We start from the raw sequence: 16,671 nt of genomic DNA on the forward strand, positions 1-16,671 counted from the left end.
CGAGGCTTGCCCGCGAAGAGGCCATCAGCCTCACTGCATCACTTGGATTTAAGCTTCAGATACGACTGATGCAAATCCGACGCCCAACCATCGATCACGCCTTTCACGTCATCGGCCTTCATCACCTGCGAATCGTTTTCCAGCGGCTTGCCGGTACCCTTGCGCACGACCTGGGCTAAAACGTGATTGTCGCCGCCATCGAGGAACACCGCTTCGGTGGCCAGATCGGTCTCCTGATCACGAATACCGCTGGCCGTGCTGACCGCTGCAGCCACCAGCGCAATCGGGATCACTTCATAAGGCTTCAGCCCTTCTGTCTTGCTGCTCACCGCCGTAATCGCGGCACGCACCACAATCACGCCCGGGCCGGGACCAGCGGCCAGAGGCAAGGATTTACCGATTTCACGCTTGAGCGCCTGGTCGTAGTAACCGGTGATGCCGTTGAGGGTGGCCTGAGGGATTTTCACAGTCGGTTGCGGCTGGGGATAGAGCTGGGTCGGCTCGATGTAGACACTGGTGTATTTACTGATGTCGAGCTTGGGATCGACCCAGCGCATCACCGTCGCGCCCGATGGCGACTTGGCTTCCTTGAGCTGGCTGTAGTCCTTGAGGAAACCTGAATACTGGTCCGGCTCAACGACTTTGCTGGCGCAACCCACCACCCCGATCGAGGCGATGCACAACGTGCCCATCATTAACGCTAGCTTCATGCTGTAACTCCTGTCAGAAGGCCGACAACGGTATTGCATAGGGGAATTACAGGTATAGCCAATGCACAGCGTTTCGTAATCAAAAAGCACAATATTCATCTATCGAGCGGGCTCGCTCACAACCGTCATTTGACAGACGCAGATCATCCGGCAAAGCTGCACCGAGCTTGAACGCGCGCCTGACGGCAAACGCACCTGGACTACGGAAGTCGCAATGCCGAACCCTAAAAATAAAGCAGCAAGCCCAAACCCTGATTCGCCGCCATCCCTGATTCACCGTTACCTGTTTCCCGTCACCATCGGCGTATTACTGTTGGCCGTCGCGGCGATCGGCTGGTTTCTGTTCAGCAGTACTCCAGCGCCGCTCAACACCGTGCCCGTCAGTACTCCGGCCGTTCAGCCGGCCAAACCGCAACCCGTCGCCGTGGCACCGGCGAAGATGGTCGACGAGCAACAATGCCAGGGCTGTCACAGCGAACAGATGAAGGACTGGCAAGGCTCCCATCACCAATTGGCGATGCAGGAGGCCAATGCCGAGACGATGCTGGGCGACTTCAATAACGTCACGTTCAAAGCGCAAAACGAAACCACGCGTTTTTCGCGCAAGGACGACGGGTTCTGGGTCAACACGCCCGGCATTGACGGCAAGAATGCCGACTTCAAAGTGGCCTACACCTTTGGCATCGCGCCGTTGCAGCAATACCTGATCGAGGTCGGTGAAGGTCGCTTGCAAGCGCTGGGCGTGGCCTGGGATACCGAGAAAAACCGCTGGTTCTACCTCTATCCGGGCCAGGGCGTGAACTTCAAGAACCCGCTGCACTGGAGCAAGCCGAGCCAGAACGCCAACTTCATGTGCGTCGAGTGCCACACCACCGGCTACAAGCGCAATTTCGACGCGGCAAAAAACACCTTCGACAGTCAATGGAACAGCCTCGGTGTCGGTTGTCAGGCCTGCCACGGTCCAGCGTCCAGTCACCTGGAATGGACGGCGAAAAAAGGCGATCTGATCCATGCCGGTTTTGCGGTAGATCTCAAGGACAAGGACGCCACCGTCGAAATCGAAACCTGTGCCCGCTGCCATTCACGCCGCGCACCGCTGGACGACGGCTACACCGTCGGCAAGCGTTTGATGGACGATTACCTGCCGAGCCCCCTGACCCGCGAGCTGTATGCGCTGGACGGCAAGATCAAGGATGAAGTGTTCGAGCACGGTTCCTTCGCCCAAAGCAAAATGTTCGACAAGGGCGTGCGTTGCAGCAATTGCCATAACCCCCACAGCACCGAACTCAAGGCCCCGGGCAACGGCGTTTGCCTGCAATGTCACAACACCGCCGGCAAGACCTCGGTGGCGGGTGTCGACGGCAAGGGTTTGCAAGCGAAGAACTACGATTCCATCGAACACACCCGCCACACCCTGGGCCAACCCGGCTCCCAATGCGTGGATTGCCACATGCCCGGCAAGTTCTACATGGGCAACGACTTCCGGCATGACCACAGCTTCAGCATTCCCAACCCGGAACGGGCGAAGAAACTCGGCACACCGGACGCCTGCCTGACCTGCCACCAGGGCAAGGCCGGCGACAAGGTCACCGAGCAATTCAAATTATGGAACACCGCCACCACTGTGCAGGCGCCACGTTATGACGAAAGCCTGTGGCTGATTCGCAACGGCCAGCCCGGTGCCGCGCAAGCCTTGTACGAGCAGCTGCAGCGCAGCAACTTGCCGGCGATCCAGCGTGCAACCTTGCTGGCAGAATTGCCGCTGTACCCGAGCGAGCAAGCGTTAAAACTTGCGACCAAAGACCTGAGCCACCCGGCACCGCAAGTGCGTGAAAGCGCGGTGCGGGCGATCAGCGCGTTCTTGCCGCCACAGGAGCGCGCGCCGCTGCTGACACCGTTGCTGGGCGATCCGGTGAAGGCTGTACGGATCGTCGCGGCCCGGGACCTGCTGAGCGTTGCTCGCAACGGACTGGGCAACGCCCAGGCGAACTGGAATGCGGCGATTGCCGAGTACGAAGCGGTGCAGCTCAGCCTGGCCGAGCGCGCCGAGGCCAACCTCAATCTCGCGATGCTCTATCAGGCCAGCGGTCGCAACGGCGAAGTAGAACCGCTGCTGCGCACTGCCCTCAAGCGTGATCCGGATTTCTACCCGGCGCTGGTGATGCTGGTGCAATGGCTGGAAGCCAATGGACGCGGTCAAGAGGCGCAGACACTGTTGGCGCAGGGCCTGAAAGACCACCCGGACGCCGCCCTGTTGCAACACACCCAAGGCTTGTCGCTGGTGCGTGCGGGGCAATCACCCCAAGCCATGAAAGCCCTGCGCAAAGCCGCGCAGCTGGAACCGCAAAACGCCCAATACGGCTACGTGCTGGCCGTGGCGTTGCACGACAGCGGCAAGGTCGATGAAGCTTGCGAAGAGCTGGAGCGGTTGTTGAAAGCGCAGCCGGCCAATCGCAATGCGCGGCTGTCGCTGATCCAGTACTACCTGGATAACGGCCAGGAACCGAAGGCGCAGGTGCTGTTGCAAGGCTGGAAGAAAATGAACATGGGCGATCCGGCGTTGAAATGACGCTTTGTAGCAGCTGCCGAGCAGCGCGAGGCTGCGTTCGGCGACGAAGTCGTCGTGAAATCAGACCGCGCGGTGCATCAGGATGACCGCATGCGCAGGTTTTACGACGACTTCGTCGCCGAACGCAGCCTCGCGCTGCTCGGCAGCTGCTACTCGAACCGTGGAATTACCAAGATGAGCCGCTTTTAAGCGCCAACTCCCGCCGACTGTTCGCCCGCATCGCCTTGATCAGCGACACCGTGCCCACCAGGATAATCACCCCGGCAAACAGGAAGTCGATGGTGTACAGCTGGAAGTCCTTCACCGGCCCCACCAGCAAGACCCGGATCGCGCCGATACTCACCAGCGTGGCAAGAAAATCGATCCCCGGTTCATCGCGGTAAAAGACGTGCAGCAACGGCAGGCACAACACCAGTAGCAACAGCAGCACGATCACCTTGAACGAGCCTTTGCGCTCGACGCTGAACGCGCACTCGTGGGCGCCATAGGCCTTGTAGTCTTCATCGCGGATCATCGAGTTGCGTTCGTTGATGTAGTCGACGCGGTTGTACTTCTGGATCGGCGTGAAGGTGTTCGACATCTCCATCAGGGTGGTGATGTTTTTGAACCTCAGGTCGATGCGCTCGTTGCCCTTGAGGTAATACAGCACCGGCTTGTAGCCATAGCGGTAGGTATCGAAGGGAAAATCCGTGGCCCGGCCCTGCACCCCGATGGGTCGTGGCTCGAGTTCGGCGTAGGCGCTTTTGCTGGCCGACGCGAGGTTACGGCTCAGCGGCTGGATCTTCACCTGTTCAAGGAACATTGGCGTGACACCGAACGACCACTGCAAGGGTTCCAGACGCAGGCGCAGTTCGTTGCGGCCCAGGTCGTAGCGGTTGAAGGTGCGTTCGGAGACCACCACGGCACCGCTGAGCATGAACTCGCCGCGCACTGTGTTGGTGATGCGCAACGTCAGTTGATCCTTGCCCAGCGCAGCGGCATCACTGGTCGGTGGTGTGCCACACCAGGCCGTGCTGTCGAAGGCACCGCCCAACTGGCCGTCGCGGTTTTCCTTGAACACATAAAAGTAACTGGCCCACAGCGCCACTATCAGCAACAGCGCAATCAGCCCCAAAATCTTTTTGCCCACACTCAAACCAGACTCCTTTCTTTGCCAACTCCCTGATGAGGCGCGGACTCTACCAAAATGCCATCAGCGGCCCAAGCAAAAATACCGAGGGCAGCGCTTGTAGCAGCTGTCGAGCTTGCGAGGCTGCGTTCGGCGACAAAGTCGTCGTAAACCCTGCAAACGCTGTTTTCCTGTAAAAACGCATCGCTTGATTTCACGACGACTTCGTCGCCGAACGCAGGCTCGACAGCTGCTACAAAAAAGCAGTGTTGCGGTTAGTGTGTCAGCGTCGTCTGAACAACGGCCGCGGTTCAATCACCGAACGTCCGTACAACACGCTCATCCCGGCCAATCCTTTCAGCGCATCCTCGGCGGACTTGTCTTCACGCACCGCAAAGCTGTCGAAACCGCATTGGCGCATGTGGCTGAGCTGATCGCGCAGCACGTCGCCGACCGCTCTCAATTCTCCCGTCCAGCCCAACCGAGTGCGCAGCAGGTACGCCTGGCTGTAACCGCGACCGTCGCGAAAACTCGGGAAGTCCAGGGCAATCAGCGGCAATGAGTCAAACCACGGTTTGAGGCTTTCCACCTCGTCATTCGGCCCCAGCCAGATCGCATGCTGTGTCGGCGCTTGAAGCCAGCGAGTCAACGGCAATATCAGCGACCCGGCCGGTAACTCACCTTCCAGTTCCCGGACCAGCACCCACGGATCGTCAGCCACGATTCGCGCCACACCCTCCTCCAGCCGCAACAGATTGTTCATGCCGAGACCTCCAGCACCTTCGGATAAACCTGCTCCTTGAACGGCTCAAGACCGATGCGCTGCAAGGTGTCGACGAACAGTTCTTCGCTCTCCCGATAACTAACGAACGTGGCGATGATCCGCTCGATCACCTCGGGCACTTCGGCGGCGCTGAAGGACGGGCCGATGACCTTGCCCAGGGCGCTGTTCTTGCCCTGACTACCGCCGAGGGTGATCTGGTACCACTCGCTGCCGTTCTTGTCGACCCCCAGAATGCCGATGTTGCCAATGTGGTGGTGACCGCAAGCGTTCATGCAGCCGGAGATGTTCAGGCTGATGTCGCCCAGGTCGTGGAGGTAATCCAGGTCCTCGAAACAGCCTTGAATCGCCTGGGCAATCGGGATCGATTTGGCGTTGGCCAGTGCGCAGAAGTCGCCGCCGGGGCACGCGATAATGTCAGTCAGCAAACCGATGTTGGCGCAGCCCAGGCCCTGCTCGCAGGCCAGGCACCACAGCGTGTAGAGATCAGCCTTGGGCACGTCCGGCAGCACGATGTTCTGTTCATGGGCGATGCGAATCTCGCCAAAACCGAACTGCTCGGACCACTCGGCCACGGCCGTCATCTGTTCGGTCGTCACGTCCCCTGGCGGTGAGTCGAAGCCCGGTTTGGTCGACAGCACCACGCTGGTGTACCCCGCGACCTTGTGCGGCTGGACGTTGCGCGTGACCCAGCGCGCGAAAGCCGGGTTCTCGGCCAGGCGCGTGCCGAAATCCAGGTCAGTGTCGGACAGTGAACGGTAGTCGGGGGACACGAAGGCACTGGCGACCCGCTCATATTCGACGTCGGTCAACTGCGCCGGACCGTCCTTGAGGTACTGCCATTCTTCCTCCACTTCCCTGGCGAACGCTTCGATGCCCAGGGCCTTGACCAGAATCTTGATCCGCGCCTTGTACTTGTTGTCGCGTCGACCGTGGCGGTTGTAGACCCGCAGCACCGCCTCGACGTAGGACAGCAAATGCTGCCACGGCAAGCCCTGGCGGATCTCCAGGCCAAGGATCGGCGTACGCCCCAGCCCGCCGCCAACGATGACGCGCAACAGCATCTGCCCGCTTTCATCGCGATAAAGGTAGAGCCCGATGTCATGCATCATGATGGCGGCGCGGTCCTGCTCCGCCGAGCAAATGGCGATCTTGAACTTGCGCGGCAGGAACAGGAATTCCGGGTTGATGGTCGACCACTGACGCAGGATCTCAGCCAGCGGTCGCGGGTCCATCAGCTCGTCCGCCGCCACACCGGCAAACGCTTCGGTGGTGATATTGCGCACGCAGTTACCTGAGGTCTGGATCGCGTGCATTTCGACCTGGGCCAGGCGTTCGAGAATGTCCGGCACCTGCGCCAGCTCGATCCAGTTGAACTGCATGTTCTGCCGGGTGGTGAAGTGGCCATACCCGCGGTCGTAGTCCCGGGCGATACTGGCCAGCGTGCGCATTTGGCTGGCGCTGAGGGTGCCGTAAGGAATCGCCACGCGCAGCATGTAGGCGTGCTTTTGCATGTACAGGCCATTCTGCAAACGCAATGGCAGGAACTCTTCTTCGCTCAACTCGCCGCTCATGAAACGCTCGACCTGATCGCGAAACTGCGCAACGCGTTCGAAGACCAGGGCCCGGTCATAGTCATCGTACTGATACATGTGGCTACCTCATCAGGGTGAATCGCACGCTCTGCATACCGGTAGCAGCTGTCGAGCACCGCGAGGCAGCGTTCGGCTGCGCAGCAGTCGTAATTCCTGTGCACACGGTTTACCAGACAGACCGAGTTGACTGGTTTTGCGACTGCTTCGCAGCCGAACGCTGCCTCGCGGGGCTCGACAGCTGCTACGGGGTGGCGGTGCTTGTGGTGGGGACTATGAACCTGCAGCGCAGTGCGTTACAGATTCACCTGAATACTAAAAAGCCGTATCAGACTGCGTCAGATCACCGCAGGCAGGCCTTGCATCTGATCCGCATAAACTCAACTTTTCTGAGTCTGTTTTGTTTAAGGCAGGGTTTCTACAGTTGACGGCATGCCAGTCCGGGTGGCCTGGCAAGACTTTGCAACCGTGGAAGCATTGACCATGAGCACAGCAACAATCGGACAGGCCTATAACTACAAGGTCGTCCGCCAATTCGTCGTGGCAACCATCGTATGGGGTGTCGTGGGAATGGCGATGGGGGTGTGGATCGCCTCGCAACTGGTGTGGCCCGAGATGAATCTCGACCTGCCGTGGACGACCTTCGGCCGATTGCGCCCGCTGCACACCAGCCTGGTGATTTTCGGCTTCGCCGGCAGCGCGCAATTCGCCGCCAGTTACTACGCGGTGCAGCGCACGTGTCAGGTGCGGCTGTACTCCGACAAACTCGCCGCGTTCACCTTCTGGGGCTGGCAATCGGTGATCGTGGTGATGCTGATCACCCTGCCGCTGGGCTACACCACCACCAAGGAATACGCTGAGATCGAATTCTCCGGCGCGGTATGGATGACCGTGGTGTGGGTTGCTTACGCCATCGTCTTCTTCACCACCGTGGTGCAGCGCAAGACCAAACACATCTACGTCGGCAACTGGTTCTTCGGCGCGTTCATCGTGGTGATCGCGATGCTGCACGTGGTCAATCACCTGTCGATTCCGGTGGACTGGTTCAAGTCCTACCCGGTGTATTCCGGGGCCACGGATGCGATGGTTCAATGGTGGTACGGGCACAACGCAGTCGGGTTTTTCCTGACCACCGGATTCCTCGGGATGATGTATTACTTCGTGCCGAAACAGGTGGGTCGGCCGGTGTATTCCTATCGTCTGTCGATCGTGCATTTTTGGGCGCTGATCACCCTGTACATCTGGGCCGGCCCGCACCACTTGCACTACACCGCATTGCCGGACTGGGCGCAGTCACTGGGTATGGCGATGTCGCTGATCCTGCTGGCGCCGAGCTGGGGCGGAATGATCAACGGCATGATGACGCTCTCGGGCGCCTGGCATAAGTTGCGTACCGACCCGATCCTGCGCTTTCTGGTGCTGTCGCTGGCCTTCTACGGGATGTCGACGTTCGAAGGGCCGATGATGGCGATCAAAACGGTCAACGCCCTCTCCCACTACACCGACTGGACCATCGGCCACGTTCACGCCGGCGCCCTCGGTTGGGTGGCGATGATCACCTTTGGCGCCATCTACCATATGGTCCCGAAAGTCTTCGGCCGCGAGCAGATGCACAGTACGCCGCTGATCAACCTGCACTTCTGGCTGGCGACCATCGGCACGGTGTTGTACATCGCCTCGATGTGGGTCAACGGCATCACCCAAGGCTTGATGTGGCGCGCAATCAACGACGACGGCACGCTGACTTATTCGTTCGTCGAGGCGTTGCAGGCCAGTCATCCTGGGTTCGTGGTGCGCTTTGCCGGCGGCGTGTTCTTCCTCAGCGGGATGTTGCTGATGGCGTACAACACCTGGCGCACGGTGCGGGTTTCGGACGTGGCGATGGCCGAACGTGAAGCGCAGATTGCGTGAGGTTTGAGATGACCGAGATTGTGCTGAATCTGTTAGGGGTCGTGGGGTTTTGGCTGGCGATCGAGTATTGCTTGAAACACCAGACGGCTGAGAGCCTGGAGGATGCGAGCCTGATTCCGTTTGCGGATGACCCTGAGGTGGCGCGGCGGGTGGAATTGGCGACCGGGAAGACTGTGAAGGCGGTGGCCCCGGAAGAAGCTAAACCCGGTTGGGGCAACCTCGAAATCTGACACACCACAAATCCAAATGTGGGAGCGAGCATGCTCGCGATGGCGGAGTGTCAGTCGATATCAATGCTGACTGATACACCGTCATCGCGAGCAGGCTCGCTCCCACAGGGTTTTGTGTCAGTGCTGGGTTCAGCCGCGTTCGCGGGGAATAAGGCTCTGCAACTGCTGCGCCAGGAAGTTCGCATCGAACGCAAACGTATCCGGGTCCTTCAACCCATTGGTCTTGCGCCATTGCCAGTTGGTCGACGGTGGCAGGCACACCAGCGAAATGCTGCCATAGCGCGCTGCCGTCAACCCCATCACCGCCAACGAAATCTGACCACCGACACCCATCACATCCGGCACGAACTCCACCGGTTTACCGGCGATGACAATGCCCAGTTTTTCGGTCTTGAACGTCGACGTCTCGACCGGAACGCTCGGCCCTGAAGCGACATACACCTCGCGACTCACCTCCAACAGATTCGGCGCCTGGACCGGCTCCAGCCACTGCTGGATCTGATCGAACAGTTCACCGATGCGCGTCGCCCACACGGCCGATTGCGACTCAAACACTTGCTTCTTGTGCGCTTCGCTTTCTGCGTAGTGGCGAAGCATTTCGCCCAGTTGCTGTACGTCGTCCATTGCGGTGTTCCTTTGGTTGAAGCGGTGTTGCGGAAATCAATCATGGCAGATGCCAGCCGCCGGCGTACGACAAAGCTGACGTGTGAGCATCTTTTAACGGTGGAGGGTAACGACGAGCGGTTACTTTCAAGGAATTGCCCCTTGACTGAAAAAAGCACCATGACACTTGAAAAGAATATGAGCACTACAGTTGATTTGTCGCTGGTGCCCCCCCTCGAACAAATGGAAACTCCCTCTCAGGCCTGATCTGTCAGCACAGGCCATAGCCTGAGGAAATCCAATGCGTACCATCGGCCTTATCGGCGGCATGAGCTGGGAGTCCAGCGCCGAGTACTACCGCCTCATCAACCAACAGGTTCGCGACCGGCTCGGGCCGTTGCGTTCGGCGAAATTGCTCATGTACAGCGTCGACTTCGGCCCTGTCGAACAGGCTCAGCATGCCGGTCGCTGGGACGACGCGGCGGCGATTCTGGTGGATGCGGCGCGGCGTCTGGAGGCCGGCGGCGCTGAGTGCGTGGTGCTGTGTACCAACACCATGCACAAGGTGGCCGGGCAGATTCAGGCCGCGATCAGCATTCCGTTTTTGCACATCGCCGACCCGACTGGTCAAGCCGCCGTGGATGCCGGTGCGCTCAAGGTCGGATTGCTCGGGACTGCCTTCACCATGGAACAGGATTTTCTCAAGGATCGCCTGAGCGCGATGGGTTTGACGGTGCTGGTGCCGGACGCCGAAGAACGCAACGCTGTGCACCGGATCATCTATGACGAGTTGTGCGTCGGGGTGATCAGCGAGGCGTCGCGCAAGGTGTATCAGCAAGTCATCGAATCGCTGACGCAGCGAGGCGCCCAAGCGATCATTCTCGGCTGCACCGAAATCGGCATGTTGATCAAACCGGAGCACAGCGCCCTGCCCTTGCTCGACACCACCGAACTGCATGCGCGGGCGGCGGTGGCGTTCGCATTGGGCGACTGAGTCAGTCAGACCTAAGTGTGCGACGCAGGCGCTCCATGCTCAGGTACTGCGATTCATTTTTCTTAAAGTGTTGTATCAGGCACCAAGGCAAGTGCCTGATACAAGCCCAACCAAAAGTTAAACCTGCACGATCAAACCAACCAACTTAAAAACTGCACACACAAATATTGCACTTGCCTTCACAAAAAAAACACACTAGTTGTTGATCAAATCAAAAGCACCCGAGATTTGTCGTACCAAAGGCGCCCCTCCAGGTGGCGAATTTTCATATATCTCCACCACCATTTCAAAGTTCCCAACGATACGTCGCGGCGATCCTCTCGACTCGACCTCGACCCAGCCCGACTTAGCTTTATACCGATACGAATGCATGTCCGACCAATCAGCATAATCAACTTTCAACAGACTAGCAGCCTCAAAACGTCCGTTGGGACAGCCTCCCTCAAAACTAAGCAACAGATGACGTCTAGGCGCCATAGGACCGCCGATCCCCTCCAGGACCGAAACCTCAACACTTCCTTCTTTAACATCAAACGATTTTAAGTCTTGCTTTAGCGGTTCTTCCCCATCTACACGCACATCAAAAGTACCAGTCGTGCCTTTATTACTCTTAAGTTCATCGCTCATGTTCAATCCACCCGAAATAATTAATATTCCTTCCACACACTATGCACAAGGCATTAACACAATCATTTTTCGAAGCCAGTACCAGCGCTTTCAATAATGCCGCTGTCGCCTCCTTTAATACGCCTGCGCACTTCTCCCGACAACTGTCAGACCTGACAGTTGACAAAAACTTATTTTCGAGAATGAAATATAAAAAGAAGGATAAATTTATTTATCTACGATGACTCGCCATGAGTAACGTTTACATCTTTTGATCTGATTTCAAGAGCGCTGAAGAGCGCCAGACCGTGCGCCGGATTATCGATGACGAATTGTTCGTCAGGGTGATCCGCGAGTCACTGACGGCTGCATCGAAATCGGTCAACTGATCAAACCCCAGCACAGCGCCCTGCCCTTGCTCGACACCACCGAACTGCATGCGCGGGCTGCGGTGGCGTTCGCGTTGGGCGACTGAGTCAGTCGGACCTGGGCGTGCGGCGCAGACGCGCCATGCTCAAGGTATCGACCAGCCGGCCGTCCCGCACGGCGTAGTCGCGGAACAGGCCTTCGGTCTCGAAGCCGAACTTGCGGTAGAGCCCGATGGCCGCTTCGTTGTCGGCGTACACCGAAAGCTCGACCCGTTGCAGGTTCATCCAGTTGTCGGCGACGTCCAGCGCCGCCGCCAGCAGTTTTGACCCCAAACCTTTGCCCTGCCACGCCACCGCAACAGCCATGCCGAGGCTGCCGGCATGGCTACGGCGGATTCGCGAGAATTGCTCCAGACCAATGTTGCCGATGACCACGCCCTGATGCAGCGCCACCAGTTTCACCAGCCGCTCGTTATCCGATGCCAGGCGTTGGCGCCAGACCTCGGTGGATTGAAACGGCATTTGCAGCACCTGACGGGTAATGGCCGGGTCGTTGTAGAGCGCGGTGACGCCGTCGATGTGGGATTCGCTGAAGCGTTCGAGGGTGATGGCATGTTCGGTGGCAGGCATGGGTGACTCATCCTTGATGCAGACATGGCCGCTTACTCTACAACGCCATCTCCTGGAATGGCGAGAATCCCATGTGGGAGCGAGCCTGCTCCGGACGGCGTTCCGACGATAGCGGTGGGTCAGTCACCTTGGATATTGGATGTTACGACGCCATCGCGAGCAGGCTCGCTCCCACAGTTTGGATCGGGGTTAGCCTTCGAACCAGTCTCGGCGCTCGTTGAAGGTGTTGTGGATCAGTTGGACGATCATCTGCACTTCGGCCTGCCCCGCAGACTCGGCGTTGACCGCCATCCACACCTGGCGCTGCATCGGTTGGTCGAACAACCCCGACAACGCGACCAGGCTTCGGTCAAACCGGCTTATGTAGTTCGGCAGTAAACCGATGCAAGCACTGCAACGGATCATCTCCAGCATCAGCTCATAAGAATGCAACTGCACCACGCCGGCCAGGCGCTGATCGACCACACCGTTCCACGGCCGAAAACTCTCGACCTGACGGTCATGCTGCCATTGCACCAGCATGAAGTCGGCCAGGTCATCGAGACTGTCAGGGCGGGCCGTCACTCGCGAATAACGTTTGGCGATGTGCGGCAGATAGTCCAGTCGCGCCAGACGCTGAGGTTCGGCGATGGCGAAACTCGGGCCCGGTAGCGGTGAATCGGTACCGGCCAGCCACAGCACCACGTCGGCACTGATCGCTTGCAGCGACAGTTCGCTGTCCAGCGTGATGATGTCCAGGCGTACGCTGGCGTTGCGTCGCAACAGCGAGACCAGATCGCGGCCCAGGATGTCGTGCAGAACAGTCTCGGCCACGGCCAGTCGAATCAACGGCTGTTCGATCACCGGCACGTCGTGCTCATGGGCCAGGGCGATCAATTGCGCCTGAAGCTGCAACCCTTCATGACTCAAGGCCAGGCCATTGTCCTGATGATTGAACAGCGAACACTGCAATTGCGTTTCAAGCTGCGCGAGGTGTTTGCGCAACTGGGTTGATTTGATATTGAGGCTGCGGGCCGCTTGCATGAAACAACCGCAACGGGCGCTGACCCGGAAAGACTGCGCGAGCACCGGATCGATTCCGGCGGCGCGGGTGGACTCCATGAATGACATCAATGACTCCCTGTCGCTCTATCCTTGAAAACCTCATCCTGCGCAGCGTTTATGAACCTGACGTGACACCCGGCACGGAAAATCGATTCAGTTGCAGGGGGTTTGCCGAAAACTCACCGCCAGGCGATTCCAGCTGTTGATGGTGGTGACAGCGATGGTCAAGTCGACCATTTCGTTTTCGTTGAATTGCTCCCGGGCCAAGGCGTAGACGTCGTCTGGCACATGATTTTCAGAGAGCAAGGTCACCGCTTCGGCCCAGGCCAGCGCCGCACGCTCGCGAGGGTTGAAGAAGCCGCTGTCGCGCCACACCACGATCGAATACAAGCGCCGATCGGTCTCGCCGAGGCGCCGTGCATCCACGGAATGCATGTCGGTGCAGAAGGCGCAGCCATTGAGTTGCGAGGCGCGGATCTTGATCAAATGCAGCAAGGCCGGCTCGATACTGAGGTTGCTGGTCAAGGCCTCCATAGCAATCATCGCTTTCATCGCTTTGGGCGACGCGCTGTAGTAATCCAGGCGGGAACTCATGGGGGCGGTCTCTGGGATCGAATAGAGACCTCCAAGGTAGGCGCTGACGCACGGACGTTACAGATCCAATTCAGCGAAAAAACCGTGGACCACTCGACGGCAGACCAATCCGCGGTTTTTCGCCCACGCAACTTCTGCACGACGGCTCATGCGGGTAATCTGGCGCGACGCATACGCGCCTCAATCGCCCCAGGAGCCTCGCCGGTATGGAACTTCATGTTGTCATCAACGGCCGCAAGGACCTGGCAGGCCAGTTGTACAACCAACTGCGCAGCGCCATTGAATCCGGCCGCCTGGCAGCCGGGACGCAGTTGCCGCCCAGCCGCTTGCTGGCCGAACAGCTGGGCATCTCGCGCAAGACCATTTCCGACACCTATGCGCAACTGACCTATGAAAACTTTCTCACCGGAGTCATCGGCAAAGGCACGTTCGTCAATACCCGGACAGCCAAAACCGCCCCCAAGCAAAGCCATTCGCAGTTGGCGAGCTTCGAGGTGATCGAGTCCTGGCGCAACCTGCCGGTGTTCCTGCGTCACCCGACACTGGAAGGCTCGTTACGCTACGACTTCATCGGTGGCGCGACCAGCAAAGGCCAGTTTCCGCAGGACGATTGGCGGCGCTGCACCTCCCACGCGTTGCGCCAGATCTCCGCGTCGAAGGGCTTCTACAGCCTGCCCGAAGGCTTGCCGGCATTGCGCAACGCGATCGCCCGGCACATCGCTTTTTCTCGCGGAGTCATTTGCCAGGACGAAGACGTGGTGGTGTGCAACGGTGCGCAACAGGCGCTGGACCTGATCTCTCGGGTGCTGACGCGTCCCGGCAGCATTGTCGCCATGGAAGACCCCGGCTATCCGCCGGCCCGCCTGTTGTTTGGCAGCCACGGAGCCACGGTGATCGGGGTGCCGGTCGATGCCGAAGGGATAGAGGTGGACAAAATCCCCTTGGGCACTCGACTGATTTACGTCACGCCGTCCCACCAGTTCCCGCTGGGCATGCCGATGAGTCAGGCGCGCCGGGTGGCGCTGCTGGAACGAGCTTACGAGTTGGGCGCGATCATCATCGAGGACGATTACGACAGCGAATTCCGCTACGAGGGCCGCCCGACCGATTCACTGCAAAGCATGGATGAGCGCGGCATCGTCGCCTACGTCGGGACCTTTTCGAAAACCATGTTGCCGGAGCTACGGCTCGGTTATGCGGTGTTGCCGCCGGCGATTCTTGAAGCCGTGATCCGCGCCAAGCAGCTCACCGACCTGCACACCTCCACCCTGCCCCAATGGGCCCTGGCCAAATTCATCGCCGAAGGCTGCCTGCTCAAGCACATCCGGCGCTGCCATACGATCTATGCCGGTCGCCGCGAGCGGATCCTGACGCGCATGGCGGGCGACCTTGCACCCTGGCTCGAACCTGTGCCCACCACGGCCGGCTTCCACATGGTGGTTATGTGCAAAGTGCCTATCAATATTCCATTGGTGATCGAACTGGCCAAAAAAGTCGAAGTCGGGCTCTACGCGATCGACAGCTTTTTCTACCAGCAAACGCCGCGGGCCGGGCTCTACCTGGGTTTTGGTGCCATCGAAACCCTGGACATCGACATCGCCCTGGACCGCTTGCGCGACATTCTGCAACAGGTGGCCTGATCGATTGGACTGCGGTTTTATCCGGCGATTGGCTATTGGCGGCCCACAGGTGCAGGCCTATCCTGCATAAGCGTTATCCCTCAGTGAGCAGGATTCGTCCGGCCTGATTCAGGAGTGTGAGCAATGTCCAACGAAGTGATCAATACCGTAAAGGTGCAGGCCGCCGCCGGCCGCTCGGAAGAACTGGGTAAGCAACTGCAAAAGATTGTCGACACCCTGCGTCAACAACCGGGCTGTGATTCCTATATGGTCGACCGCTGCCCAGAGGACAGCAACCGCTGGACCGTCAGCGCCCGCTGGCAGTCGGAAGCGGCCATGCAGATGCATTTCAACTGCCCTGAAGTACAAGGCTTTATTGGCCTGATCGACAACCAATTGGCTAATTCCGTCGACTTCAACAGCTTCCCCATCCGCTAAACCCTTTGTAACCGCGCGAGGCTGCGTCCGGCGCTGTAGCAGCTGTCGAGCCCGCGAGGCTGCGTCCGGCGCTTGTAGCAGCTGTCGAGCCTGCGAGGCTGCGTTCGGCGCTTGTAGCAGCTGTCGAGCCTGCGAGGCTGCGTTCGGCTGCGGAGCAGTCGTAAACCCGGCACACGCGGTACTCATGACACACCACGCAAGCTGATTTTACGACTGCTCCGCAGCCGAACGCAGCCTCGCAGGCTCGACAGCTGCTACAGCGCCGAACGCAGCCTCGCGCTGCTCGGCAGCTGCTACATCAATCATGTGTGGGATTGGTCCCTTCACCTTCGCGAATATTGGCTGTTTGATTGGCCCGGACTGCGGATTATCGTTGTTTCTGACAACTAACCACCGCAGGTACAGAACCATGAAAGCTTTGCGTTTCCTTGCTGCTCCGCTAGCCGCCCTTGCCCTGACCGTATCCGCGGCCGCCATTGCTCACGAAGGCCCTTCAGAGAAGGTCACGGTTTTGCAGGATGAAGCGCTGAAAAACGTGCCCGGCAAAAAAGCCATGATGATCGAGGTCGACTACAAGCCTGGCCAATCCTCGATTGCCCATAAGCATGAAGGCACTGCCATGGCGTACGTCCTTTCCGGCTCGATCATTTCTCAAGTGAAGGGTGAGAAAGCGATCACCTACAAGACCGGGCAGTATTGGTACGAACCGGCCGGTTCAGAACACTTGGTCTCGAAAAACGCCAGTGCGACCAAGCCTGCCAAACTGCTGGTGTTCATGGTGTTGTCCCCGGACGAAAAAGTATTGATCCCCTTGGAAAACTGATAGCTGAAGGAATAGCCATAAACAAAAAGGCCCGAATTAACTTTCCGGGTC

General features: G+C 58.9%; 18 protein-coding genes and 1 pseudogene. 10 read left to right on the plus strand and 9 right to left on the minus strand.

Going from position 1 to position 16,671, the window contains the following annotated elements; translation table 11 throughout:
- Nucleotides 1–38: 38 nt before the first annotated feature.
- Nucleotides 39–710, minus strand: coding sequence for a DUF3313 domain-containing protein (locus ACYZT6_RS13595; protein WP_462027337.1), 672 nt, complete (start codon nucleotides 708–710; stop codon nucleotides 39–41).
- A 214-nt stretch (nucleotides 711–924) separates the two neighbouring features.
- Between ACYZT6_RS13595 and ACYZT6_RS13600 the strand changes: the two genes are divergently transcribed.
- On the plus strand, nucleotides 925–3,279 hold the full coding sequence (locus ACYZT6_RS13600; protein ID WP_462027338.1) for a tetratricopeptide repeat protein: 2,355 nt from the start codon (nucleotides 925–927) through the stop codon (nucleotides 3,277–3,279).
- 54 nt (nucleotides 3,280–3,333) lie between these two features.
- A complete protein-coding gene (locus ACYZT6_RS13605; RefSeq protein WP_462027339.1) occupies nucleotides 3,334–3,468 on the plus strand; it encodes a hypothetical protein in 135 nt (44 codons plus the stop codon).
- On the opposite strand, the gene ACYZT6_RS13610 is transcribed toward ACYZT6_RS13605, so the two are convergent.
- The 3 genes from ACYZT6_RS13610 to ACYZT6_RS13620 all read right to left on the minus strand — a co-directional run bounded on the left by ACYZT6_RS13610 (nucleotide 3,446) and on the right by ACYZT6_RS13620 (nucleotide 6,820).
- Nucleotides 3,446–4,414, minus strand: a complete 969-nt coding sequence (locus tag ACYZT6_RS13610; protein ID WP_462027340.1) for a hypothetical protein — start codon at nucleotides 4,412–4,414, stop codon at nucleotides 3,446–3,448. The two genes, ACYZT6_RS13605 and ACYZT6_RS13610, sit on opposite strands and share 23 nt — an antisense overlap.
- A 256-nt stretch (nucleotides 4,415–4,670) precedes the next feature.
- Nucleotides 4,671–5,150, minus strand: coding sequence for a DUF934 domain-containing protein (locus ACYZT6_RS13615; RefSeq protein WP_462027341.1), 480 nt, complete (start codon nucleotides 5,148–5,150; stop codon nucleotides 4,671–4,673).
- Entirely contained in the window at nucleotides 5,147–6,820 is a 1,674-nt protein-coding gene (locus tag ACYZT6_RS13620) for a nitrite/sulfite reductase (protein ID WP_462027342.1), read from the minus strand. The genes ACYZT6_RS13615 and ACYZT6_RS13620 overlap by 4 nt, the downstream gene beginning before the upstream one ends.
- Before the next feature lie 423 nt (nucleotides 6,821–7,243).
- On the opposite strand from ACYZT6_RS13620, the gene ccoN reads away from it, so the two are divergent.
- Together ccoN and ACYZT6_RS13630 are read left to right on the plus strand one after the other, a co-directional pair.
- Nucleotides 7,244–8,671 (plus strand): cytochrome-c oxidase, cbb3-type subunit I, encoded by a 1,428-nt coding sequence (gene ccoN / locus ACYZT6_RS13625; protein WP_462027343.1) that lies wholly within the window; start codon nucleotides 7,244–7,246, stop codon nucleotides 8,669–8,671.
- Nucleotides 8,672–8,679: 8 nt separating this feature from the next.
- A complete protein-coding gene (locus tag ACYZT6_RS13630) occupies nucleotides 8,680–8,901 on the plus strand; it encodes a cbb3-type cytochrome c oxidase subunit 3 (protein ID WP_462027344.1) in 222 nt (73 codons plus the stop codon).
- A gap of 129 nt (nucleotides 8,902–9,030) precedes the next feature.
- Here the strand turns inward: ACYZT6_RS13630 and ACYZT6_RS13635 are convergent, their stop codons facing one another.
- On the minus strand, nucleotides 9,031–9,525 hold the full coding sequence (locus ACYZT6_RS13635; RefSeq protein ID WP_462027345.1) for a hypothetical protein: 495 nt from the start codon (nucleotides 9,523–9,525) through the stop codon (nucleotides 9,031–9,033).
- Nucleotides 9,526–9,567: 42 nt separating this feature from the next.
- Here ACYZT6_RS13635 and ACYZT6_RS13640 point away from each other — a divergent pair, with 42 nt between their 5' ends.
- Together ACYZT6_RS13640 and ACYZT6_RS13645 are read left to right on the plus strand one after the other, a co-directional pair.
- A complete protein-coding gene (locus ACYZT6_RS13640) occupies nucleotides 9,568–9,771 on the plus strand; it encodes a hypothetical protein (RefSeq protein WP_462027346.1) in 204 nt (67 codons plus the stop codon).
- A gap of 34 nt (nucleotides 9,772–9,805) precedes the next feature.
- Complete coding sequence (locus ACYZT6_RS13645) at nucleotides 9,806–10,498, plus strand: aspartate/glutamate racemase family protein (protein ID WP_462027347.1); 693 nt, start codon at nucleotides 9,806–9,808, stop codon at nucleotides 10,496–10,498.
- Nucleotides 10,499–10,693: 195 nt separating this feature from the next.
- Here the strand turns inward: ACYZT6_RS13645 and ACYZT6_RS13650 are convergent, their stop codons facing one another.
- Nucleotides 10,694–11,125: a hypothetical protein gene (locus ACYZT6_RS13650; RefSeq protein WP_462027348.1), complete on the minus strand. Its 432-nt coding sequence runs from the start codon at nucleotides 11,123–11,125 to the stop codon at nucleotides 10,694–10,696.
- A 269-nt stretch (nucleotides 11,126–11,394) separates the two neighbouring features.
- Between ACYZT6_RS13650 and ACYZT6_RS13655 the strand changes: the two are divergent.
- Nucleotides 11,395–11,579 (plus strand): annotated as a pseudogene (locus ACYZT6_RS13655) (aspartate/glutamate racemase); the annotation flags it as partial.
- 1 nt (nucleotide 11,580) lies between these two features.
- Here the strand turns inward: ACYZT6_RS13655 and ACYZT6_RS13660 are convergent.
- From ACYZT6_RS13660 to ACYZT6_RS13670, 3 genes are all read right to left on the minus strand, one after another.
- Nucleotides 11,581–12,102 (minus strand): GNAT family N-acetyltransferase, encoded by a 522-nt coding sequence (locus ACYZT6_RS13660; RefSeq protein WP_462027349.1) that lies wholly within the window; start codon nucleotides 12,100–12,102, stop codon nucleotides 11,581–11,583.
- Nucleotides 12,103–12,291: 189 nt separating this feature from the next.
- Entirely contained in the window at nucleotides 12,292–13,212 is a 921-nt protein-coding gene (locus ACYZT6_RS13665) for a LysR family transcriptional regulator (RefSeq protein ID WP_462027350.1), read from the minus strand.
- Between the two features lie 87 nt (nucleotides 13,213–13,299).
- Nucleotides 13,300–13,740, minus strand: a complete 441-nt coding sequence (locus tag ACYZT6_RS13670; RefSeq protein ID WP_462027351.1) for a carboxymuconolactone decarboxylase family protein — start codon at nucleotides 13,738–13,740, stop codon at nucleotides 13,300–13,302.
- Between the two features lie 206 nt (nucleotides 13,741–13,946).
- Here ACYZT6_RS13670 and pdxR point away from each other — a divergent pair, with 206 nt between their 5' ends.
- From pdxR to ACYZT6_RS13685, 3 genes are all read left to right on the plus strand, one after another.
- Nucleotides 13,947–15,380 (plus strand): MocR-like pyridoxine biosynthesis transcription factor PdxR, encoded by a 1,434-nt coding sequence (pdxR, locus tag ACYZT6_RS13675; protein WP_462027352.1) that lies wholly within the window; start codon nucleotides 13,947–13,949, stop codon nucleotides 15,378–15,380.
- Nucleotides 15,381–15,503: 123 nt separating this feature from the next.
- Nucleotides 15,504–15,797 carry an antibiotic biosynthesis monooxygenase family protein gene (locus ACYZT6_RS13680; protein ID WP_462027353.1) on the plus strand — a complete coding sequence of 98 codons (294 nt, stop codon included), beginning with the start codon at nucleotides 15,504–15,506 and terminating at the stop codon, nucleotides 15,795–15,797.
- 409 nt (nucleotides 15,798–16,206) lie between these two features.
- Nucleotides 16,207–16,620 carry a cupin domain-containing protein gene (locus ACYZT6_RS13685; protein ID WP_462027354.1) on the plus strand — a complete coding sequence of 138 codons (414 nt, stop codon included), beginning with the start codon at nucleotides 16,207–16,209 and terminating at the stop codon, nucleotides 16,618–16,620.
- Nucleotides 16,621–16,671 lie beyond the last annotated feature (51 nt).

The organism is Pseudomonas sp. RT6P73 (assembly GCF_054897715.1).